Genomic DNA, 21658 nt, shown 5'->3' with positions numbered 1-21658 from the left:
TGAGGACCCCATGGGCATCGCCACCCCGTCGGCCGCGCGCCGCCGTCGTCTCCTGCTCCCCGCCGCCGCGCTCGGCGTCTCCGGCCTGCTGCTGACCGCGTGCGGCGCCCCGCCGGAGCAGTCCGAGGCCTCGGGCTCCGGCGCCGCCGAGAGCGAGGCCGCCGCCACCGTGGACGGCGTCGGCTCGGACAACAACGACTACAAGGCCTGCATCGTCTCGGACGAGGGCGGCTTCGACGACCGCTCCTTCAACCAGTCCTCCTACGAGGGCCTCAAGGCCGCCGAGAAGGCCTACGGCATCACCACCAGCGAGGCCGAGTCGAACGAGCCCAGCGAGTACACCCCGAACGTGACCGCCATGGTCAACGCCGACTGCGACGCCGTCATCGGCGTGGGCTTCCTCCTCGGTGACACCATGAAGCCGATCGCCGCCCAGCACTCGGACACCCACTTCTTCGGCGTGGACGTCACCGACGGCGACTTCACCGACAACTTCCAGAAGCTCACCTACGACACGGCGCAGGCGGCGTTCCTGGCCGGCTACCTGGCCGCGGGCACCACCGAGACCGGCACCGTGGCCACCTACGGGGGGGCCGAGTTGCCCACCGTCACCATCTTCATGGACGGCTTCGCCCGCGGCGTGGAGCACTACAACGAGGTCAAGGACGAGGACGTCAAGGTCCTGGGCTGGGACAAGGACGCGAAGACCGGCTCCTTCACGGGCGACTTCGAGAACGTGGCCAACGGCAAGACGAACACCGCCAACTTCATCAACGAGGGCGCCGACATCGTGATGCCGGTGGCCGGACCCGTGGGCCTGGGCACCCTGGACGCCGTCCGCGAGGCGAACCAGGGCGGCAAGGACGTCAAGGTCATCTGGCCGGACTCGGACGGCTACGAGTCCACCAAGGACGGCAACCTGATCCTCACCTCGGTGAAGAAGAACATGGGCCAGTCCGTCTCCGACGTGATCGCCGCGGACCTGAAGGACGAGTTCTCGGCCGAGCCCTACGTGGGCACGCTGGAGAACAAGGGCGTCGAGCTGGCCCCGTTCCACGACTTCGAGGACACGGTGCCGCAGGAGCTCAAGGACGAGCTCAAGGACCTCGAGGCCAAGATCGTCTCGGGCGAGCTGAAGGTCGGCTCGGAGTACTCCCCGGAGGCCTGACCCGCCTCGCCACCGCCGCAGGGCCGGCCCGGACCCCTCCGGACCGGCCCCGCGGCGCGCGGGCGCCAGGCCCGCTCCGCCGCCGAGCGCGGCACCACGAGCATCGACCAGACGGAAGGCCCTCGATGAGGCTCGAACTGCGCGGGATCACCAAGCGCTTCGGCTCGTTCGCCGCGAACGAGGACGTGAACCTGACCGTGGAGTCGGGGCGGGTGCACACCCTCCTCGGCGAGAACGGCGCCGGCAAGTCCACCCTGATGAACGTCCTCTTCGGGCTCTACGAGCCCACCGAGGGGGAGATCCTGCTCGACGGCGAGCCCGTCCGGTTCTCCGGTCCCGGCGAGGCCATGCGCGCGGGCATCGGCATGGTGCACCAGCACTTCATGCTCGTGCCCGTCTTCACGGTGGCCGAGAACGTGGCCCTCGGCGACGAGCACACCCGCGCCCTGGGCGTGCTCGACCTCGAGGCCACCCGCCGGCGGATCCGGGAGATCTCCGCCCAGTACGGCTTCGACGTGGACCCGGACGCCGTCGTCGAGGACCTGCCGGTGGGCGTGCAGCAGCGCGTCGAGATCATCAAGGCCCTCGTCCGCGACGCGCGCATCCTCATCCTGGACGAGCCGACCGCCGTGCTCACCCCCCAGGAGACCGACGAGCTGCTCGGCATCATCCGCCAGCTGCGCGCGGCCGGCACGGCGATCGTGTTCATCTCCCACAAGCTGCGCGAGGTCAAGGCCGTCTCAGACGACATCACCGTGCTGCGCCGCGGCCGCGTGGTCGGCACGGCGGACCCCTCCGCCGAGGCCGCCGAGCTGGCCGCCCTCATGGTGGGCCGGAACGTCGTCCTCGAGCGGCGCAAGACGGCCCCGACCTTGGGGGAGGAGACGTTCCGCGTCGAGGACCTCTCCGTCGTCTCGCCCACGGGCCAGGTGCTGCTGGACGCCGTGTCCTTCGCCATCCGCCAGGGCGAGGTCCTCGCCGTGGCCGGTGTGCAGGGCAACGGGCAGACCGAGCTGACCGAGGCGATCATGGGCCTGGTCAAGGCCACCGGCTCCGTCACCCTGGACGGCCGGGAGCTGATCGGCCGGTCCACCCGCCAGATCATCCGCGCCGGCGTCGGCTTCGTGCCCGAGGACCGCTCCACGGACGGGCTCGTCGGCCCGTTCTCCGTGGCGGAGAACATGGTGCTCAACCGGTACGACGTCGCCCCGGCCGGCAACGCCGTGCAGATGCGCCCCGCCGCGGTGCGGGCGCTCGCCGAGCGCCGCGTGGCCGAGTTCGACGTCCGCACCCAGGGCGTGGACCTGCCGGTCTCCTCCCTCTCGGGAGGCAACCAGCAGAAGGTCGTCATGGCCCGCGAACTCGTGGACGGGCTGCGCCTGTTCATCGCCTCGCAGCCCACGCGCGGCGTGGACGTCGGCTCGATCGAGTTCCTGCACGACCGGATCATCGCCGAGCGCGACGCCGGCACCCCCGTGCTGATCGTCTCCACCGAGCTGGACGAGGTCCTCGAGCTGGCCGACCGGATCGCCGTGATGTACCACGGGCGGATCGTCGGCATCGTGCCGGGGAACACCTCGCGCGAGACGCTCGGACTCATGATGGCCGGCCAGACCCCCGACGACGCGGCTCTCGCCTCCGGAGCGGACGTCGCCGCGGACACGCCCGGCACCGCCGGCGCGGCGCCCGCCGCCCACCCCACCACGGAAGGAGAGCGCCCGTGAGCACCGCCGCCCCGCAGCGCCCGGCCCCCGCGTCCGACCCCCGCGTCCGGCCCGCCCCCGCCGACTCCGCCCTGCGCCGGATCCTCTCGGGCAACGGCACGGTCACCGTCCTGGCGATCCTGCTGTCCCTGCTGATCTCCGGCCTGCTGATCATCGCCGTGGACGAGGACGTCCGCGACGCCGCCGGCTACTTCTTCGCCCGCCCGGGAGACCTGCTGTCCGCCGCCTGGGCCGCGTTCGCCGGAGCCTTCGCGGCCCTGTTCCGCGGCGCCGTCTTCAACTACCGGGCCTCGGACGCGACGGGCATGCTCTACCCGCTCACCGAGACCCTCACCGTGGCGACCCCGCTGATCATCATCTCGCTGGGCATCGCCATCGCCTTCCGGGCGGGCCTGTTCAACATCGGCGGCCAGGGCCAGTTCATCTTCGGCGCCATGTTCGCCACGTGGTTCGGCGTGCACCTGCACCTGCCGGCCGGCGTGCACCTGCTGCTCGTCGTCGTGATGGGCGTGCTCGGCGGCGTGCTGTGGGGCTCCGTCGTCGGCGTGCTCAAGGCCTGGACGGGCGCGCACGAGGTGATCCTCACGATCATGCTCAACTACGTGGCGGTGAACCTGCTCGCGTACCTGCTGAACACCCCCGTCCTGCGGGCGCCCGGCACCACGAACCCGGTGTCCGCTCCGCTGGACCGCTCCGCCATGTTCCCGCGGCTGCTGGGGACCGACTTCCGGCTGCACTGGGGCTTCTTCGTCGCGCTGCTGGCCGTGCTCTTCACGTGGTGGCTGATGCAGCGCTCCACCCTCGGCTTCCGCCTGCGGGCCGTGGGCGCCAACCCCGACGCCGCCCGCACCGCCGGCATCTCCGTGAAGGGCTCCTACCTGGCCGCCATGGCGATCTCCGGCGGCCTGGCCGGCCTGGCCGGCGCCACCCACGTCGCCGGCACGGAGAGCACGCTGAACACCTCCGTGGCCGGGTCCTTCGGCTTCGACGCGATCACGGTGGCCCTGCTCGGACGGTCCCACCCGGTGGGCGTGCTGTTCGCGGGCCTGCTCTTCGGCGCCCTGCGCGCCGGCGGCGTGACCATGCAGACCGAGACCGGGGTGCCGGTCGACATCGTCCTCGTGGTGCAGTCCGTGATCGTGCTGCTCGTCGCGGCCCCGCCGCTGGTGCGTGCGATCTTCCGACTGCCCGCCCCGGGTGCCGCCCGTGCCCGCCGTGCCGCCGACCCCGTGACCCAGCCCGCCGTGGCCGGCGCCGCGGTGACCGGCGCCGGCGGCCACGCCGCCGCCCCGTCCACGGGCGTCCAGGCGGCCGCGGCCACCGCCGTCGCGGACCCGCAGGCCCCGACCACGCAGCCCACGGACACGGCCCCGACCCACCGCCCGCACGAGCAGAAGGGGGACGCCCGATGAGCGCGACCGCCGCCCGGCCCCACGCCGACGTCGTCCGCCCCGAGGCCGCCGAGCCCGCCCGGGTCGTGGTCCGGCACTGGACCACCCCGATCGCCCTGACGATCCTGACCCTGCTGGCCCTGGCCGTCTTCGCCCTCGGCGCCCCCGAGACGACGGCGACCTTCCGGCTCTCCCACGCGTCCGACGCCGTCGTGCTCCCGGACCTGACCGCCGACCCCGTGCTGGGGGGCTGGCTGCTCGTCGGGCTCATGGCGGTGCTCACCGTGGTGGCCTGGCTGGCGACCCTGCGCTCGGGGCGCACCCCCGGCTGGGCCGCCGCCCTGTTCGCCGTCGCGTTCGTGGCCGCGTTCCTCATCTGGGTGATCGGCTCGGCGGACAACACCACCGTGTTCCTCACCGGCCTGATCGCCGGCTCGTTCGCGCTGGCCGTCCCGCTGATCTTCGGCTCGATGGCCGGCATCCTGGCCGAGCGCTCGGGCGTGGTGAACATCGCGATCGAGGGTCAGCTGCTGGCGGGCGCGTTCACGGCCGCCGTCGTCGGCACCGCCACCGGCTCGCCCTGGGCGGGCCTGGCCGCCGCGATCGTGGCCGGCGTCCTCGTGTCCTGGCTGCTCGCCGTGTTCTCGATCAAGTACCTGGTCAACCAGGTGATCGTCGGCGTCGTGCTCAACGTGCTCGTGGCCGGCCTGACGAGCTTCCTGTACTCCACCGTCCTCACGGGCGGGGACACCGAGCTCAACGCGCCGCCGCACTTCCCGAACCTGCGGATCCCGGGCCTGGCGGACATCCCCGTGCTCGGGCCCATCCTGTTCGACCAGACGATCCTGGGCTACGCGATGTACCTGCTCGTGATCGCGCTGTGGTTCGCCCTGTTCCGCACCCGCTGGGGCCTGCGCGTGCGCGCCGTGGGCGAGCACCCCAAGGCCGCGGACACCGTGGGCATCGACGTGAACCGCACGCGGTACGCCGCCGTCCTGCTGGGCGGTGCGGTGGCCGGCATGGGCGGGGCGTTCTTCACGCTCGTCTCCGCGTCGTCCTTCACCAAGGAGATGACGGCGGGCCAGGGCTTCATCGCGCTCGCGGCCGTGATCTTCGGCCGCTGGAACCCGATCGGCGCGTTCTTCGCGGCGCTGCTGTTCGGCTTCGCCACCAACATGCAGTACGTCCTGGCGATCCTCGGCACCCCGGTGCCGAGCCAGTTCATGGCGATGCTCCCGTACCTCGTCACGGTGTTCGCCGTGGCCGGCCTCGTGGGCCGCTCGCGCGGCCCGGCCGCCTCGGGCGTGCCGTACGTGAAGGAGTAGCCGTGGCGGACGGGCAGCACACGACGACGGCGCCGCGCGTGGACTGGGACCGGCTGCGGGCCGCGGCCCTGGCCGCCACGGAGCACGCCTACGTGCCCTACTCGGGGTTCCGGGTGGGCGCCGCCGCGCTCACCGACGACGGCCGCCTCGTCGCGGGCTGCAACATCGAGAACGCGTCCTACGGGCTGACCCTGTGCGCCGAGTGCGCGCTGCTGGCCGACCTGCGCATGGGCGGGGGCGGCCGACTGGCCGCGTTCGTGTGCGTGGACGGCGCGGGCGTGCTCACCATGCCCTGCGGGCGGTGCCGCCAGCTGCTGTACGAGTTCCGCGCCCCCGGGCTCGTGCTGCTCACCCCGGCGGGGGAGCGGGGGATCGACGCGGTGCTGCCGGACGCCTTCGGCCCGGCCGACCTGGAGCGGGCGGACCGTCCCTGACCTGCGGCGCGCTCCCGGGCCCGCTCGCTAGAGTCGGAGGCTGACCGTCGCAGCCGTCCTCCGAGGAGAACCCCATGACCGCGCAGCCGCAGGCCGAGCCCTTCGACGCCGTCGAGGTGATCCGCACCAAGCGGGACCGGGGGACGCTGTCGCCCGAGCAGATCGACTGGGTGGTGGACGCGTACACCCGCGGCGTGGTGGCGGACGAGCAGATGTCCGCCCTGGCCATGGCGATCCTGCTCAACGGCATGGACCGCGCCGAGATCGCCCGCTGGACGGACGCGATGATCGCCTCGGGCGAGCGCATGGACTTCGGCGGGCTCACCACCCCGGACGGCCGCCCCCTGGCCACCGCGGACAAGCACTCCACCGGCGGCGTGGGGGACAAGATCACCCTGCCGCTGGCCCCGCTCGTGGCCTCCTTCGGGGTGGCGGTGCCGCAGCTGTCCGGCCGCGGCCTCGGCCACACCGGCGGCACCCTGGACAAGCTCGAGGCGATCCCCGGGTGGCGGGCCGACCTCAGCAACGAGGCGATACTGGGCCAGCTCTCCGAGGTGGGCGCCGTGATCTGCGCCGCCGGCTCGGGCCTGGCCCCGGCGGACAAGCGCCTGTACGCCCTGCGTGACGTCACCGGCACGGTGGAGGCCATCCCGCTGATCGCCTCCTCGATCATGTCCAAGAAGATCGCCGAGGGCACCGGCGCCCTGGTGCTGGACGTCAAGTGCGGCTCGGGCGCGTTCATGAAGGACGAGGCGTCCGCCCGCGAGCTGGCCCGAACCATGGTGGATCTCGGCCGGGACGCCGGGGTGGACACCTCGGCGCTGCTCACGGACATGTCCGTGCCCCTGGGCCGGACGGCCGGCAACGCCCTCGAGGTCCGCGAGTCGGTGGAGGTGCTCGCCGGCGGCGGCCCGGCCGACGTCGTGGAGCTCACCGTGGCGCTCGCCGCCGCGATGCTCGCCGGCGCCGGGGTCACGGACGTGGACCCGGCCGAGCACCTGGCCAACGGCCGGGCGATGGACGTGTGGAACCGGATGATCGAGGCCCAGGGCGGCGACCCCCGCGCGACCCTCCCGACGGCGGCCCACACCGAGGACGTCGTCGCGGAGACGGACGGCGTCCTCACCGAGCTGGACGCGATGGCCGTGGGCCTGGCCGCGTGGCGCCTCGGCGCCGGGCGGGAGCGGCAGGGCCAGGCCGTCCAGGCCGCGGCCGGCGTCGAGGTGCACGTGCGCCCCGGCGAGCGCGTGGCTCGGGGTCAGAAGGTGCTGACCCTGCACACGGACACGCCGGAGCGCTTCGAGCGGGCGAGGGCCGCGCTCGCCGGCGGCTGGTCCGTCGGCGAGCTCGACGACGACGCCGCCCGGGCCCTGCGCGAGCGCTCCGTGATCCTGGACCGGATCGGCTGACCGGATGCTCGCGTGGCTCGAGGGGGCGATCCTCCACGCCTCCGCGCAGTGGTGGGTCCTGCCGCTGACATTGCTGCTGTGCCTGCTCGACGGCATCGTGCCGATCTTCCCGTCGGAGTCGGTGCTGGTGGCCCTCGGCGCGATCGTCCGCGACGGGCATCCGTTCTCCCTGTGGGCGCTGTGGGGGGTCGGCTTCGCGGGCGCGTTCCTGGGGGACGTGGCCGCGTACGCGATCGGCCGTGCCGTAGGCATGGAGCGGTTCCGGTGGATGCGGCTGCGGCGGGTGCGGGCCACGGTCGAGGTCGCCCGGCACCACCTGCACAGTCACGGCGCCCTGCTGCTGTTCACCGCCCGGTTCATCCCCGGCGGCCGCGTGGCCCTCAACTTCACCGCCGGCGCCACCCGCTATCCGCCGGTGCGGTTCGTGGCGCTGGACCTGCTCTCCACGGCCAGCTGGGCCGCGTACTCGATCATGATCGCGCGCCTGACCGCGGGCTGGCTGGAGAACCCGGTGCTGCAGATCGCCGTCTCCGTGACGGGTGCCGCGCTCGTGGGCCTGCTGCTGGACCGCCTGCTCAAGGCCCTGCTGCGCCGCCGGCTGGGCGCCGGGGTGAAGGGCCTCACCCTGGCCGAGCAGGAGGCCCTGCGCTGAGCGCCCTGCCGTAGAGTGACGCCCGTGACGACGACGCAGCTTCCGGACACCGCATCCCCCTCCCCGCTCGAGGTCGACCTGGCCGTCCTGCCCAAGGTCTCCCTCCACGACCACCTCGACGGCGGCCTGCGCGTGGGCACCGTCCTCGACCTGGCCCGCGAGGCCGGCGTCGAGGTCCCCGCGGACACCGTCGAGGGCCTGGCCGAGTGGATCGCCGAGCACGCCAACGGCGAGTCCCTCGAGAAGTACCTGCAGGTCTTCGCCCTGACCACCGCCGTGATGCAGACCCGCGAGCAGCTGCGCCGCGTGGCCCGCGAATTCGTCGAGGACCTGGTCGCCGACGGCGTCGTCTACGGCGAGATACGCTGGGCCCCCGAGCAGCACCTGGCCGGCGGGCTGAGCCTGGACGAGGCCGTCGAGGCCGTGCAGGCCGGTCTGGACGAGGCGGTCGAGGCCGCCGAAGCCGCGGGCCACGTGATCCGCGTGGGCCAGCTGGTCACCGCGATGCGGCACGCCGACCGGGCCCAGGAGATCGCCGAGCTGGCCGTGCGCCACCGCGAGGCCGGCGTCGTGGGCTTCGACATCGCGGGCGCCGAGGCCGGGTTCCCGCCCTCCCGCTTCGCCGACACCTTCACGTGGCTGGCCGCCCACCACCTGCCCGTCACCGTGCACGCGGGCGAGGGCGACGGCCTGGACTCCGTCCGCTCGGCCCTCGTGGACGGCCGCGCCCTGCGTCTGGGCCACGGCGTGCGCCTGGCCGAGGACATCTCGGTGGAGTACGGCGGCGTGGACGAGGACGGCGAGCAGCTGGACGAGCTGACCGGCATCGTGGACCTGGGCGAGACCGCCGCGTGGGTGCGGGACCGGCAGATCGCCTTGGAGGTCTGCCCGTCCTCGAACCTGCAGACCGGCGCGGTGGACGCCGCGGCGGGCATCGCGGGCCATCCCATCGACCTGCTCGTGCAGCTCGGCTTCCGCGTCACCGTGAACACGGACAACCGGCTCGTCTCGGACGTGTCCCTGACCGACGAGCTCTACCTGCTCGCCGAGACCTTCGGCTACTCGCTCTCCGAGCTGCTGGACCTGCAGCTCAACGCCGCCGAGGCCGCCTTCCTGTCCGTGGACGAGCGCGAGGACCTCGCCGAGATCCTCGTGGCCGGCTGGGGCGAGGTCATCTCCGGCGACGCCGTCGGCCCGGTCCTCGAGGAGCTGGACGACGAGGACGAGGACGACTGATCCGCCCGTGAGCGCGAGTGTGGACCGTCTGGTGGCGGTGGTCGAGGCCCTGCGCGACCACTGCCCCTGGACGGCCGCGCTCACCCACGCCGACCTCGCCGAGTACCTCGTGGAGGAGGCGTACGAGGCGGTGGCGGAGATCGAGTCCCGCGACGCCGCCGCGTGGGCCGACGTGCCCGCGCGTCGGGCCGACGGCGCGTACCCCGCCCTGGCCGCCGAGCTCGGGGACGTCCTGTTCCAGGTGGTGCTGCACGCCGCCGTCTCCCGGGAGCCGGGCGCCCCGGCGGAGACGGCCGGGTTCCGCCTGGACGACGCCGCCGACGCCCTCACCGCCAAGATGATCCGGCGCAACCCGCTCGTGCTCACCCCCGAGGGCGGCCTGCGACCGGCCGAGGAGCTCGCCGCCGTCACGCCCGAGGCCGTCGAGCTGGCCTGGGAGCGGGTCAAGGCGCAGGAGCGGGCCGCCGCGGGGCTCTCGTCCGCCGCCCCGACCCACGACGACGGCGGCACCGGCCCGGGCCTCGACGTCGGCGACATCCCGGCCCGGCTGCCGGCGCTGGCCGCCGCCGCGAAGGTGGTCGACCGCGCGGCCCGGCAGGAGCCGGACCCGCTCGCCGCGCACGTCCCGGTGCCGGCCGCGGAGGCGGGGGAGCGTCCGGTGGCGGTGTGGCCGGACGAGACCGCGCTCGGGGCGGAGCTGTTCGCGCTGGTGTTCCGGGCCCGGGCGGCGGGGCTGGACCCCGAACGGGCCCTGCGCACCACGGTGGCGCGGGTGCGTGCGGGGGACTGGTCGGCGCTGCGTCCGTCCGGCTGACGCGACGCCGCGCCGGCCCGGCCGCAGCCCCGACCGCGCCCCAGCGACATCGCAGCAGGGGGGAACGGCGGTCTTGTCGCCGGCGCGCGGCCGACTGGAACCTGAGGTCCCAGCTAGGTGTAGGAGGGCATGACGTTGTTGACTCGGGTCGGTGCCAGTGAGGCCGGAGGAGCGTCTCCGCAGGAGGTATGAGGCCGATGGTAGTTGTAGTGGTTTACCCACACCGCCAACGCCTCACGCCGAGCCGTCTCTGAGGTATACGGGCGGGCGTAGAGGACCTCATCGACCATCAGCCGGTTGTACCGTTCGACCTTCCCGTTATGGCGCGGGGTGTAGGGGCGGATCCGGTGGTGCCGGCCCCCGAGCGAGACCACCTTCGCGGTGAAGTCCGCAGCCCGATAGTTGTTCCCGTTGTCCGTGACCACCCGGTCCACGGTGATGCCGTGGGCGGCGAAGAACGCCCGCGCCCGGCAGAAGAACCCGATCGTGGTCACCGTCCGCTCGTCCTCCAACGCCTCGGTGTACGCCAGGCGGGTGAACCCGTCGATCGCCGAGTGCAGGTAGGTGTAGCCGACCCGCTGGCCAGACCCCCGCTTGGAAGCACGCCCTGCCTCACTGTCTCTTCCGTGGGCGCGCCAGCCTCCCCCTTCAGGGATGCGTCCGATCTTCTTCACATCCAGGTGCACCATGTGCCCCGGCCCTCTCGCGGTGATCCTCCGGGCCGGCTGCCGGCGGAGGTCTTCTCCGGCTGGGGTCAGGTCCCGTAGGCGGGAGATCCCGGCCCGGTGCAGCCATCGCCCCACGGTGCGAAGACACACCTGGTGGCCCTCGCCGACCAGATGGTGATGGATGCGCCGGGCGGACCACTTCTCGGCCCGGCGCAGGGCCTCCAGCTCGGCCACGATCGCGGGGTCGAGCCGGGCAGGTGAGCGATGGGGCCGGCTCGAGCGGTCTTGCAGTCCTGCCTCGCCTTCGGCACGGTAGCGGGCGACCCAGGTGGCCACCGTGGGCCGACTGACGCGGAACTCCGCGGCCACGTGGGACTGCGGGATCCCGTCGTTCAGGTGGCGGTGGACCATGCGCAGCCGGCCGGTGGGGGTCAGAGGTGCGTTAGCGTGAGTCACGAGCGGGCTTCCTTCCGCGGATGAGTGGATGTCGCAATTCCCATCCTGCGGGGCGGAGCCCGCTCGTCTCATCTCAGCCCGTGCCTCGTGTCAAGAACCTCATGACCCACAACAGCTAGGCTGAGGCCGTGTCCACGCCGCGGGCACGACTTCCGACTTCGATTGAAGGAGACCCGTCCATGGCCCTGATCGACGCCATCCACGCTCGCGAGATCCTCGACTCGCGCGGCAACCCCACCGTCGAGGTGGAGGTCCTGCTCACCGACGGCTCCCTGGGCCGCGCGGCCGTGCCCTCGGGCGCGTCCACCGGCGAGTTCGAGGCGGTCGAGCGCCGTGACGGGGACAAGAAGCGCTACGGCGGCAAGGGTGTGCTGGACGCCGTCGCCGCCGTCGGGGGCATCGCGGAGGAGCTCGAGGGCGAGTTCGCCGCGGACCAGCGCGCCGTGGACCGCGCGATGCTGGACCTGGACGGCACCCCCAACAAGGGCAAGCTGGGCGCGAACGCGATCCTGGGCGTGTCGATGGCCGTCGCCGTGGCCGCCGCGCAGGCCTCCGACCTCATGCTCTACAAGTACCTGGGCGGCCCGAACGCCCACGTGCTGCCCGTGCCGATGATGAACATCCTCAACGGTGGCGCCCACGCGGACTCCAACGTGGACATCCAGGAGTTCATGATCGCCCCGATCGGCGCCCCGTCCTTCCGCGAGGCCCTGCGCTGGGGCACCGAGGTCTACCACGCCCTGAAGACCGTGCTGCAGGAGAAGGGCCTGTCCACCGGCCTGGGCGACGAGGGCGGGTTCGCCCCGTCCCTGGAGTCCAACCGGGCCGCCCTGGACCTCATCGCCGAGGCCGTGACGAAGGCCGGCTACCGCCTGGGCGAGGACATCGCGCTGGCGCTGGACGTCGCCTCCTCCGAGTTCTTCGACAAGGGCTCCTACACCTTCGAGGGCCAGCAGCGCTCCGCCGAGGAGATGGCCGCCTACTACACCGAGCTGGTGGACAACTACCCGATCGTCTCCATCGAGGACCCGCTCGACGAGGACGACTGGGACGGCTGGCAGCACCTGACCGCGCAGCTGGGCGATCGCGTCCAGCTGGTGGGCGACGACCTGTTCGTCACCAACGTGGAGCGGCTGCAGCGCGGCATCGACGAGAAGGCCGGCAACGCCCTGCTCGTGAAGGTCAACCAGATCGGCTCCCTGACCGAGACCTTCGACGCGATCGCCCTGGCCCAGCGCCACATGTTCCACTGCATGATCTCGCACCGCTCGGGCGAGACCGAAGACACGTTCATCGCGGACCTCGCGGTGGCCACCAACGCCGGCCAGATCAAGACCGGCGCCCCGGCCCGCTCGGACCGCGTGGCCAAGTACAACCAGCTGCTGCGCATCGAGGAGGACCTGGACGACGCCGCCGTCTACGCGGGCCGCTCCGCCTTCCCGCGCTTCCGCGGCTGACCGTCCCCGACGACGACGCGCGGGCCCGCCCGGATCCCTCCGGGCGGGCCCGCGCCCGTCCCGGCGCGACCAGGATCCTGTCAGGGGCGGGCAGTAGGCTGGGAGGGTCCCCGCCACGCGTCCGAAGGAGTCCGCGATGAGTCCGCGCCGCCCCCGCGTGCCCCGTGTCGACCCGACGACGGGCGCCCCGCGCCGGACCGCCGTCGCGGCCCCGGCGGCCCCGACGACGGCCTTCCCGGAGGCGGACACGCCCACGCCGACCCCTGCGGCCCCCACGCCGGCGCCCGCGGCGACGGACGCCGAGGTCATCGACCTGCAGAGCATCCAGGAGCGCCGCCAGGCCGGTCACCCCGACGTGGACCGGGCCGACACGGCCCCCGCCGAGGACACCGCCGCCCCCGCATCCCCGTCGGCACCCCCGCGCCGGACGGCACCGGCCCGCCCGGCCGGGCGTCGGCCCCGGCCCGCCCCCCGCCGCGCCGCATCCGCCGCCGCCACGGCCGCCCGCCGTCGGGCCCCGCTGCCGGAGCCGGTGCCGGCCCGGCAGATCACGGGCCGCTCGCTCATCGTCGTCGCCGTGCTGCTGGTGGCCGCCGTCCTGGTGGCGCCCACGCTGCGCGCGTTCCTGAACCAGCAGCTGGAGATCTCGGCCGCGCGCGAGGAGATCGCCACCATGCAGGCCCAGCGCGAGGACTACGAACGGCGGATCCAGCTGTGGGACGATCCCGCCTACGTGACCCAGCAGGCGCGCGAGCGCCTCGAGCTGGTCATGCCGGGGGAGACCCTGTACTCCGTGACGGGGCAGCCCCCCGAGACCGGGACCGATACCGAGACCGAGGACACGCCCGCCGCCGGCGCGGACGAGGTCGTCAACACCCGCCTGCCGTGGGCCGAGGGCCTGTGGGACTCGGCCGTCCGCGCCGGGCTCGAGTGAACCCCGCGTCCCGCCCCCGCCCGCACCACCCCCGCACCCCCGAGGACACCATGACCGTCAGCCCCCGCCCCGCCCCGGACCGCACCGTCACCGAGAAGGACCTGGACACCCTGTCCCGCCAGCTCGGCCGCCCGGTCCGGGACGTCGTGGAGATCGGCGCCCGCTGCGTGTGCGGCAACCCCCTCGTGGCCACCACCGCGCCGCGCCTCTCCAACGGCATCCCGTTCCCCACGACCTTCTACCTGACGCACCCCGTGCTGACGGCGGCGGTCTCGCGCGTGGAGGCGGACGGGGAGATGGCGCGCATGAACGACCGCCTCGCCCAGGACCCCGCGCTCGCGGCCGCGCACCGCGCGGCGCACGAGGCCTACATCGCCGAGCGGGACCGGGTCGGGGCCGAGGCCGGCACGGGGCCCGTCCCGGAGATCGCCGGGGTCTCGGCCGGCGGCATGCCCGAGCGCGTGAAGTGCCTGCACGCCCTCGTGGGCCACGCGCTCGCGGCCGGGCCGGGGGTGAACCCGCTCGGGGACGAGGCGATCGCCCTGGTGGCCCCGTGGTGGACGCCCGAGGTCTGCGCGTGCGAGGGCGCGTGGGACGAGGCCGCGGCGGTGCCCACGAAGGACCTCTCCCGGCACGTGAAGCACCTCGAGCGCGTCGCCGCGCTGAAGGAGGTGACGGTGGCCGGCGTGGACTGCGGCACGAACTCCATCCGCCTGCTGATCTCCCGGCCGGCCGGGACGGACGAGACCACCGGCGCCGGGGCCGACCCGGCGGCGCCGCTGGCCGACGTCGTGCGCGAGATGCGCGTGGTGCGCCTGGGCGAGGGCGTGGACGCCACCGGCGCGTTCTCCGACGCCGCGCTGGAGCGCACCTTCGCGGCGGTCGACGAGTACGCCCGCCTGGTCCAGCGCCACCACGCCGGCCGGGTCCGGTTCGTGGCCACCTCCGCCAGCCGGGACGTCTCCAACCGGGCCGCGTTCGTCGACGGCGTCCGGGAGCGGCTCGGCGTCGAGCCGGAGGTCGTCTCGGGCGCCGAGGAGGCCGGCCTGTCCTTCGCGGGCGCCGTCTCCGCCGTCGAGACCGCGGACCTGGGCCCGGAGGACCTCGTGCTCGTCGTGGACCTCGGCGGCGGCTCCACCGAGCTGGTCGTCGGCACGCCCGCGGGCGAGGTCGTGGGCGCGGTCAGCCTGGACATGGGCTGCGTGCGGTTCACCGAGCGTCATCTGCGCTCCGACCCCCCGACGTCGGATGAGGTCACCGCGGCCCGCGCAGACGCGCTCCGTCTCCTCGACGACGCCGCCGCCCGCCTGCCGCTGGAACGCGTGGCGCGCGTGGTCGGCGTGGCCGGCTCGGTGACCACCGTGACCGCCGAGGCCCTCGGGCTCAGCACGTACGAGCCCGAGGCCATCCACGGTGCGCGCCTGCCGATCGCCGAGTTCCGCGCGGCGGCGGAGGGCCTCGTGGCGGCGACCCGGGCCGAACGCGCCGAGCGGGGGTTCATGCACCCGGGACGGGTGGACGTGATCGGCGCGGGCGCGCTGCTGTGGAGCACCGTCCTGGAGCGGGTGGCCGAGGTCGCGGGCGTCACCGAGGCCTGGGCGAGCGAGCACGACATCCTGGACGGGATCGTGCTCTCGCTGCGGTCCTGACCACGACGGCGGAGAGTGGAGGGGCCGGGCCCGTGCGTGCGTAGACTGGCGGTATGTCTCTCACCCCTGAACTGTCTCCCAAGCCGCGCCTGCTGATCGTCGGCGGCGGCTACGCCGGGTTCCATGTCGCCCGCGAGCTGCAGAAGAAGGTCGCCGAGCGCGGCGGCGTCGTGACCGTCGTCGACCCCCGCCCGTACATGACGTACTACCCGTTCCTGCCCGAGGTCGTGGGCGGCCACATCGAGGGCCGCCACGTGAACGTGGACCTGCAGACGCACCTCAAGGACGCCGAGGTCGTCCGCGGCGCCGTCGTGTCCGTGGACCACGCCGGCCGCACCGCCGTGGTGCGCGGCGAGGGCGGCGACGAGTTCGAGATCCCGTACCAGGACATCGTGATGACCGCGGGCGCCGTGACCCGCGTGTTCCCGATCCCGGGTCTGGGCGAGCAGGGCATCGGTCTGCGCTCGGTCGAGGAGGCCGTCCAGCTGCGCAACCAGATCCTGGAGCGCCTGGACGCCGGTTCCCTGATGACGGACGCCGAGGAGCGCAAGCGTGCCCTGACCTTCGTGGTGGTGGGCGGCGGCTTCGCCGGGATCGAGGCCATCGCGGAGATGGAGAACCTCATCCGCAACGCCGTGGAGCGCAACGAGCGCCTCTCCCAGTCGGAGATCCGGATCGTCCTCGTCGAGGCCATGGGCCGCATCATGCCCGAGGTCTCCGAGGAGCAGGCCCAGGGCGTGGTGGAGCACCTGAAGGACCGCGGCATCGAGGTCCTGCTCAACACCTCGCTGGGCGACGCCACGGACGGCGTCATGAAGCTCGTGGCCATGCCCTCCAAGGAGGAGGCGGAGACCTTCGCGGCGGACACCCTCGTGTGGTGCGCCGGCGTGGTGGCCAACTCCGTGGTCAAGAGCACCGACTTCCCGGTGGACGACCGCGGCCGCGTGGAGGCCACCCCCACCCTGCAGATCAAGGACGGCGAGGCCGGCGCGCTCGAGGGTGCGTGGGCCTGCGGCGACGTCTCCGCCGTGCCGGACCTGACCGGGGCCGGCCCGGGCGGCTTCTGCGTCCCGAACGCCCAGCACGCCATCCGTCAGGCCAAGCGTCTGGCCGCCAACTACATGGCCGTGCGCCACGGCGAGGGCGAGGTGCAGGAGTACGTGCACAAGTCCCTGGGCACCGTGGCGGGGCTGGGCTTCGGCCGCGGCGTGGGCAACCCGCTGGGCACCAAGATCGCCGGCATCCCGGCGTTCCTGGCCCACCGCGGCTACCACGGCTACGCGATGCCCACCCTGGAGCGGAAGTTCCGCATCCTGTCCGGCTGGGTCGCCGAGACCCTGTTCGGCCGTGACTCCACCTCGGTGGCGGGCCTGGACACCCCGTTCAACCCGTTCCGCCGCGCCGCGGGCGTCGAGCTCGAGCCCGGCCGCTTCGAGCGGCAGCGGGCCCTCGAGTCCTCGAAGGGCTGATCCCGCAGCCAGCGGGCCGCCGGCCCCGTCCGAGCGCATCGGGCGGGGCCGGCGTCGTCCGCACCCGGGCCCGCGTCCACGGGCCCGCCACGCCCCCGTGGCCCAACTGGCAGAGGCGGCCGACTTAAAATCGGCGTGTTGCGGGTTCGAGTCCCGCCGGGGGCACCACGCGTCTCCCCGCGCGCCTCGCTTCTGCGCCCACCGTGAACAGCCGGTGAACCGGCGCGGATCCACGCTCCGGCCCCGCGCGCGGACGCAGACATCCCGATAGGATCGTGCTGAACCCCGGGGCACGAGCGCTGCTCACTGCGGCGGCGTGCGACCGGGCCGACTCGACCCGAAGGAGCGAGCCGTGGCGAATCCGGTCATGAACTCTCAGAACTTCCAGCAGCAGATGCAGGGCGGCGGACAGGCGCAGCCCGGTTGGTACCAGGGCGGGCAGCAGTCCGCGCAGTCCCCGTACGGCCAGCAGCAGAGCCCGTACGGCCAGGCCCAGGCGTTCGGCGCCGGCCAGGCGGCCCAGCAGTACGCGCACCAGCAGTCCATGGAGGACGCCTTCCGCGCGCCCTCCGCCGGCCCGGAGCAGACCGGCCGGATGACCTTCAACGACGTCGTCGGCAAGACCGGCCTGATGCTCGTGCTCGTCGTGGTGGCGGGCGCCGTGGGCTGGTTCTCGCCGGGCCTGATGATCATCGGCGCGATCGCCGGCCTCGTGCTGGGCCTGGTCAACGCGTTCAAGCGCGAGCCCTCGCCCGTGCTGATCATGGCCTACGCCGTGGCGCAGGGCCTGTTCCTGGGCGGCATCTCGGCGTTCTTCGAGGGCGCCTACCCGGGCATCGTGGTGCAGGCCGTGCTCGGCACCTTCTCCGTGTTCGCGGTGATGCTGGCGCTCTACACCTCGGGCAAGTTCCGCCCGACCCCGCGCATGACGAAGATCGTCATGGGCGCCATGATCGGCTACCTCGTCTTCATGCTCGTCAACCTGGTCCTCACCTGGACCGGCATCGGCAACATGCGTGAGGGCGGCCTGGGCCTGATCATCGGCGCGATCGCCGTGCTGCTCGCCGCGTACTCGCTGACGATGGACTTCGAGATGGCCGCCGTGGGCGTGAAGAACGGCGCCCCGCAGAAGTACTCCTGGTCCGTGGCCTTCGGCCTGACCGTGACCCTGATCTGGCTGTACATCGAGATCCTGCGCATCGTCGCCATCCTGCGCGGCAACGACTGACCGGCGCCCCGTCCCCGCACGGAGACCCGCACCGCCGCCCCGGTCCTGCACAGGGCCGGGGCGGTCTGCGTCCGCGAGGGCGTAGATTGAGGGGGTCCCTCGCCGCCACTCAGGAGGTCCCGTGACCGAGACCAGCGACCTGCCCGCCTTCGGGGCTCCGGACGCCACCGGCACCCAGCACCGCCTGCACCGCGGGTCCGCGGAGGCCGTCGTCGTCGGCCTGGCCGGTGCCCTGCGCAGGTACCGCGTGGGCGGCGTGGACCTGACCGAGCCGTACGGCCAGGACGTGGTCCCGCCCGCCGCCAACGGCATCCAGATGAGCCCGTGGCCGAACCGCGTCGCCGGCGCCCGCTGGATCCTGGACGGCGTCGAGCAGCGCCTGGACGTCACCGAACCCGCGCGCGGCCACGCCAGCCACGGCCTGCTGCGCAACACCCACTTCGTCACAGAGACGTTCTCCGCCCACGCGGTGACCCTGCGCGGTGAGATCCACCCCCAGCACGGCTGGCCGTTCCGGCTCACTCACCGCGTCACCTACGAGCTCGAGGCGGACGGCGGCCTCACCGTCACCGCCGAGGTGCAGAACCACACGGACGCCACCGTGCCCGTGGCGGTCGGCGCCCACCCGTTCCTGCGGATCGGGGACGTCCCGACGGCGGAGCTGAGCCTGCGTGTGCCCGCGGACGCCTGGATCCGCACGGGGGAGGACCTCATCCCCGTGGAGACCCTGCCGGTGGACGGCACGGACCTGGACTTCCGCCGCGGCCGGGCCGTGGGCGAGGACGCCCTGGACGTGTGCCTCACCGGCCTGACGCCGGACGCCGACGGCCGGCACCGCCAGACTCTGCTCGCCGGGGACGGCCAGGCCGTGACCCTGTGGTCCGACCACGCGTTCGCCTACACCCACGTCTTCGTCACGGACCGGCTGCCCGGCCGTGACACGGCGCTCGCGGTGGAGCCGCTCACCGCTCCCGCGGACGCCCTGAACTCGGGGGAGGGCCTGCACCGGCTCGCCCCGCACGCCCGCTGGAGCGTCCAGTGGGGTCTGACCCCCCATGTCCCCGACCACCCACACGAGGAGGATCGCGCGTGAGCTCGACCCTGGCGGCCCAGACCAAGATCAACAAGGACGTGCCCTATGGGCTGACGGTGGCCGCAGCCTGGTCCTGGCGGCTGGTGGCCGTCGTCATCGGCCTCGGCGTCGTGGTGTACCTGCTCAGCTTCGTGAGCCTCGTGCTGATCCCCATCCTGGTGGCCGCGCTGCTGGCCACCCTGCTGGCCCCGGTGTACCAGGCGATGCGGCGCATCCGGGTGCCGGGCGTCGCGGCCGCCCTGCTGTGCGTGCTGCTGCTGATCGTCGTCGTGGTGGGCCTCATGGGGCTCGCCGGTCAGCAGATCGTGCAGGGCTTCGCCCAGCTGGGCGACCAGCTGGGCCAGGCCGTCGACGGCGCGATCGCCTGGCTGGCCGGCGTGGGCGTGGAGATCCCCCGTTCCGGTGCCGGGCTGGAGGGCCTGTGGCAGACGCTGCGGGACAACTCCGCCACGGTCATGAACAGCGCCGTCACGTTCGGCTCCACGGCCGTCAACATCGGTGCGGGCCTGTTCATCGCCCTGTTCTCCCTGATCTTCTTCCTCTACGACGGCGACCGCATCTGGCGCTTCCTCCTGATCTTCGTGCCGAAGGCGCACCGTGCCACCGTGGGCCGCGCGGGCCGCTCGGGCTGGCAGTCGCTCGGCTCCTACGTGCGGGTCCAGATCTTCGTGGCGTTCATCGACGCCGTCGGCATCGGCATCGGTGCCCTGATCCTGGGCGTGCCGCTGGCCATCCCGCTGGCCGTGCTCGTCTTCCTGGCCTCGTTCATCCCGATGATCGGCGCCACCCTGACCGGCGCGATGGCGGTGCTCCTGGCGTTGATGTCCAACGGCCTGGTCAATGCGCTGCTCATGCTGGGCGTGGTGCTGCTCGTGCAGCAGATCGAGTCGAACGTCCTGCAGCCGCTCGTGATGGGCAAGGCCGTCGCGCTGCACCCGCTGGCCGTGTTCCTGGCCGTCGCCGCCGGGTCCACCGTCCTCGGGCTGGCGGGCGCCGTGTTCGCCGTGCCGGTGCTGGCCTTCGTGAACAGCTTCGTCCGCGCCCTCACCGCGGACGTGCCGGAGGAGCTCACGGAGCGGACGGACCACGCCCTCGAACCGGGCGGCGCGGAGGACGAGGCGGCCGGCTCCCACCGGTACCGCCCCTCGACGCACGAGGACGCCGCCCTCGCCTCCGAGGCCGACGCGGGCACCCGGCACGGGGACGACGCCTGATGGGCGCGGCGCAGGCCACGAACACCCCGGACCGGACCGGACCGACGCCGTCGCCCCGGTGGGTGCGGCCCGCCGACGGTCCGCCGGCCCCGGCAGAGCTGCCCGTCACCCTCGAGGAGATCGAGCGGGCGCGCGAGACGCTGCGCGGGATCGCCGAGCGCTCCCCGCTGCAGCACTCCCGGGCGCTCTCACGGGCCGTGGGCACGGACGTGCACCTGAAGTGCGAGAACCTGCAGCGGGCCGGCTCGTTCAAGGTCCGCGGCGCCTACGTGCGGATGGCGCAGCTGAGCGAGGAGGAGCGCGGCCGCGGCGTCGTGGCCGCATCGGCCGGCAACCACGCCCAGGGCGTCGCCCTCGCGGCCGCCAAGCTCGGCATCCGCGCCCGCATCTTCATGCCGCACGGCGTGGCCCTGCCCAAGCTGCAGGCCACCCGGGACCACGGTGCCGAGGTCGTCCTGCACGGCTCCACCGTGGATGAGTCCCTCGCCGAGGCGCAGCGGTGGGCCACGGAGACCGGTGCCGTGTTCATCCCGCCGTTCGACGATCCGGCCGTCATCGCGGGCCAGGGCACCGTCGGCCTCGAGATCCTCGACGTGCTGCCGGACGTGGACACCGTGATCATGGGCATCGGCGGCGGGGGGCTCATCGCCGGCACGGCCGTGGCCCTCAAGGAGGCCGCCCGGCGTCGTGGGCGCACGGTGCGCGTCATCGGCGTGCAGGCGGCCACCGCCGCCGCGTTCCCCGGCTCCCTCGAGGAGGGCCGCGTCCAGGTGCTGGAGAGCGTGTCCACCATCGCGGACGGCATCGCCGTCGGCAGGCCCGGGGCCCTGCCGCTGCGGATCGCCGCCGAGCTGGTGGACGCCGTCGTGACCGTCACGGACGACGAGATCGCCGCCGCCCTCGTCCACCTCCTCGAGCGCTCCAAGCTCGTCGTGGAGCCGGCGGGCGCCGTCGGGGTGGCCGCCCTGCTGGCGGGCCGCACGGCGGACCTGGGCTTCGAGCTCGGCACCACCGCCGTGGTCCTCTCCGGAGGGAACATCGACCCGATGCTCATGCTGAAGTCCATCCAGGCCGGGCTGTCGGCCGCCGGGCGCTACATGACCGTGCGCATCCCGCTGCGGGACCGCCCCGGCGAGCTGGCCACGATCTCACGGATCATCGCGGACACGGACGCCAACGTGGTGCGCGTGGACCACACCCGCGTCGGCCCGGAGCTGTCCATGGGCGGCGTGCACATCACGATCGACATGGAGACCCGCGGCGCCGAGCACTCCGCCCAGGTCCTGGAGGCGCTGCGCGGGGCCGGCTACAGCCCGGCCCCGCTGCCCTGACCGGGC

Annotated in this window: 18 protein-coding genes and 1 tRNA gene; 18 read left to right on the top strand and 1 reads right to left on the bottom strand. The window is 73.4% G+C overall.

Translation table 11 applies throughout. The annotated features are described in order from the left end of the window. Positions 1 to 10 precede the first annotated feature (10 nt). From HDA34_RS04740 to HDA34_RS04700, 9 genes are all read left to right on the top strand, one after another. Entirely contained in the window at positions 11 to 1168 is a 1158-nt protein-coding gene (locus HDA34_RS04740) for a BMP family lipoprotein (protein ID WP_041102902.1), read from the top strand. A gap of 125 nt (positions 1169 to 1293) precedes the next feature. After that, positions 1294 to 2892, top strand: a complete 1599-nt coding sequence (locus HDA34_RS04735) for an ABC transporter ATP-binding protein (protein ID WP_041102904.1) — start codon at positions 1294 to 1296, stop codon at positions 2890 to 2892. Further along, a complete protein-coding gene (locus HDA34_RS04730) occupies positions 2889 to 4304 on the top strand; it encodes an ABC transporter permease (protein WP_134377270.1) in 1416 nt (471 codons plus the stop codon). Before HDA34_RS04735 ends, HDA34_RS04730 begins: the two co-directional genes overlap by 4 nt. Next, positions 4301 to 5608, top strand: coding sequence for an ABC transporter permease (locus HDA34_RS04725; protein WP_122053955.1), 1308 nt, complete (start codon positions 4301 to 4303; stop codon positions 5606 to 5608). Before HDA34_RS04730 ends, HDA34_RS04725 begins: the two co-directional genes overlap by 4 nt. 2 nt (positions 5609 to 5610) lie before the next feature. Beyond that, positions 5611 to 6042 carry a cytidine deaminase gene (locus tag HDA34_RS04720; RefSeq protein WP_122053957.1) on the top strand — a complete coding sequence of 144 codons (432 nt, stop codon included), beginning with the start codon at positions 5611 to 5613 and terminating at the stop codon, positions 6040 to 6042. A gap of 74 nt (positions 6043 to 6116) precedes the next feature. Continuing rightward, a complete protein-coding gene (locus HDA34_RS04715) occupies positions 6117 to 7451 on the top strand; it encodes a thymidine phosphorylase (RefSeq protein WP_134377269.1) in 1335 nt (444 codons plus the stop codon). Positions 7452 to 7455: 4 nt separating this feature from the next. Beyond that, the gene (locus HDA34_RS04710; protein ID WP_115261643.1) at positions 7456 to 8103 is read left to right on the top strand and encodes a DedA family protein; all 648 of its coding nucleotides are present in this window, start codon (positions 7456 to 7458) and stop codon (positions 8101 to 8103) included. A 24-nt stretch (positions 8104 to 8127) separates the two neighbouring features. After that, on the top strand, positions 8128 to 9339 hold the full coding sequence (locus HDA34_RS04705) for an adenosine deaminase (protein ID WP_134377268.1): 1212 nt from the start codon (positions 8128 to 8130) through the stop codon (positions 9337 to 9339). A gap of 7 nt (positions 9340 to 9346) precedes the next feature. Further along, positions 9347 to 10153 carry a MazG nucleotide pyrophosphohydrolase domain-containing protein gene (locus tag HDA34_RS04700; protein ID WP_134377267.1) on the top strand — a complete coding sequence of 269 codons (807 nt, stop codon included), beginning with the start codon at positions 9347 to 9349 and terminating at the stop codon, positions 10151 to 10153. Positions 10154 to 10266: 113 nt separating this feature from the next. On the opposite strand, the gene HDA34_RS04695 is transcribed toward HDA34_RS04700, so the two are convergent. Further along, positions 10267 to 11277: an IS481 family transposase gene (locus tag HDA34_RS04695; RefSeq protein WP_182496702.1), complete on the bottom strand. Its 1011-nt coding sequence runs from the start codon at positions 11275 to 11277 to the stop codon at positions 10267 to 10269. 179 nt (positions 11278 to 11456) lie between these two features. On the opposite strand from HDA34_RS04695, the gene eno reads away from it, so the two are divergent. From eno to ilvA, 9 genes are all read left to right on the top strand, one after another. Next, the gene (gene eno, locus HDA34_RS04690) at positions 11457 to 12734 is read left to right on the top strand and encodes a phosphopyruvate hydratase (RefSeq protein WP_134377276.1); all 1278 of its coding nucleotides are present in this window, start codon (positions 11457 to 11459) and stop codon (positions 12732 to 12734) included. A 136-nt stretch (positions 12735 to 12870) separates the two neighbouring features. Continuing rightward, positions 12871 to 13668 (top strand): FtsB family cell division protein, encoded by a 798-nt coding sequence (locus tag HDA34_RS04685; protein ID WP_134377277.1) that lies wholly within the window; start codon positions 12871 to 12873, stop codon positions 13666 to 13668. Between the two features lie 50 nt (positions 13669 to 13718). Continuing rightward, positions 13719 to 15317 (top strand): DUF501 domain-containing protein, encoded by a 1599-nt coding sequence (locus tag HDA34_RS12100; RefSeq protein WP_134377278.1) that lies wholly within the window; start codon positions 13719 to 13721, stop codon positions 15315 to 15317. Between the two features lie 53 nt (positions 15318 to 15370). Further along, positions 15371 to 16786, top strand: coding sequence for an NAD(P)/FAD-dependent oxidoreductase (locus HDA34_RS04675; protein WP_036316342.1), 1416 nt, complete (start codon positions 15371 to 15373; stop codon positions 16784 to 16786). 91 nt (positions 16787 to 16877) lie between these two features. Next, positions 16878 to 16954 (top strand) — tRNA-Leu (locus tag HDA34_RS04670). Positions 16955 to 17138: 184 nt separating this feature from the next. Beyond that, complete coding sequence (locus HDA34_RS04665; protein WP_036384970.1) at positions 17139 to 18014, top strand: Bax inhibitor-1/YccA family protein; 876 nt, start codon at positions 17139 to 17141, stop codon at positions 18012 to 18014. A gap of 121 nt (positions 18015 to 18135) precedes the next feature. Continuing rightward, complete coding sequence (locus HDA34_RS04660) at positions 18136 to 19107, top strand: aldose 1-epimerase family protein (protein WP_134377279.1); 972 nt, start codon at positions 18136 to 18138, stop codon at positions 19105 to 19107. Then, entirely contained in the window at positions 19104 to 20321 is a 1218-nt protein-coding gene (locus tag HDA34_RS04655; protein WP_134377280.1) for an AI-2E family transporter, read from the top strand. Before HDA34_RS04660 ends, HDA34_RS04655 begins: the two co-directional genes overlap by 4 nt. Continuing rightward, a complete protein-coding gene (ilvA, locus tag HDA34_RS04650; RefSeq protein ID WP_134377281.1) occupies positions 20321 to 21652 on the top strand; it encodes a threonine ammonia-lyase in 1332 nt (443 codons plus the stop codon). Before HDA34_RS04655 ends, ilvA begins: the two co-directional genes overlap by 1 nt. Positions 21653 to 21658 lie beyond the last annotated feature (6 nt).

This window comes from Micrococcus luteus (assembly GCF_014138885.1).
Classification (GTDB): Bacteria; Actinomycetota; Actinomycetes; order Actinomycetales; family Micrococcaceae; genus Micrococcus; species Micrococcus luteus.
The sequence above is the reverse complement of the archived record's forward strand: the minus strand, read 5'-3'. Positions and strand labels throughout refer to the sequence as shown.

What these genes read in the sequence shown, in the direction of transcription:
- HDA34_RS04740 (WP_041102902.1), top strand. Translation starts at nt 11, where the DNA reads ATGGGCATCGCCACCCCGTCGGCCGCGCGCCGCCGTCGTCTCCTGCTC.
- HDA34_RS04685 (WP_134377277.1), top strand. Translation starts at nt 12,871, where the DNA reads ATGAGTCCGCGCCGCCCCCGCGTGCCCCGTGTCGACCCGACGACGGGC.
- eno (WP_134377276.1), top strand. Translation starts at nt 11,457, where the DNA reads ATGGCCCTGATCGACGCCATCCACGCTCGCGAGATCCTCGACTCGCGC.
- HDA34_RS04710 (WP_115261643.1), top strand. Translation starts at nt 7,456, where the DNA reads ATGCTCGCGTGGCTCGAGGGGGCGATCCTCCACGCCTCCGCGCAGTGG.
- ilvA (WP_134377281.1), top strand. Translation starts at nt 20,321, where the DNA reads ATGGGCGCGGCGCAGGCCACGAACACCCCGGACCGGACCGGACCGACG.
- HDA34_RS04725 (WP_122053955.1), top strand. Translation starts at nt 4,301, where the DNA reads ATGAGCGCGACCGCCGCCCGGCCCCACGCCGACGTCGTCCGCCCCGAG.
- HDA34_RS04715 (WP_134377269.1), top strand. Translation starts at nt 6,117, where the DNA reads ATGACCGCGCAGCCGCAGGCCGAGCCCTTCGACGCCGTCGAGGTGATC.
- HDA34_RS04735 (WP_041102904.1), top strand. Translation starts at nt 1,294, where the DNA reads ATGAGGCTCGAACTGCGCGGGATCACCAAGCGCTTCGGCTCGTTCGCC.
- HDA34_RS04675 (WP_036316342.1), top strand. Translation starts at nt 15,371, where the DNA reads ATGTCTCTCACCCCTGAACTGTCTCCCAAGCCGCGCCTGCTGATCGTC.
- HDA34_RS12100 (WP_134377278.1), top strand. Translation starts at nt 13,719, where the DNA reads ATGACCGTCAGCCCCCGCCCCGCCCCGGACCGCACCGTCACCGAGAAG.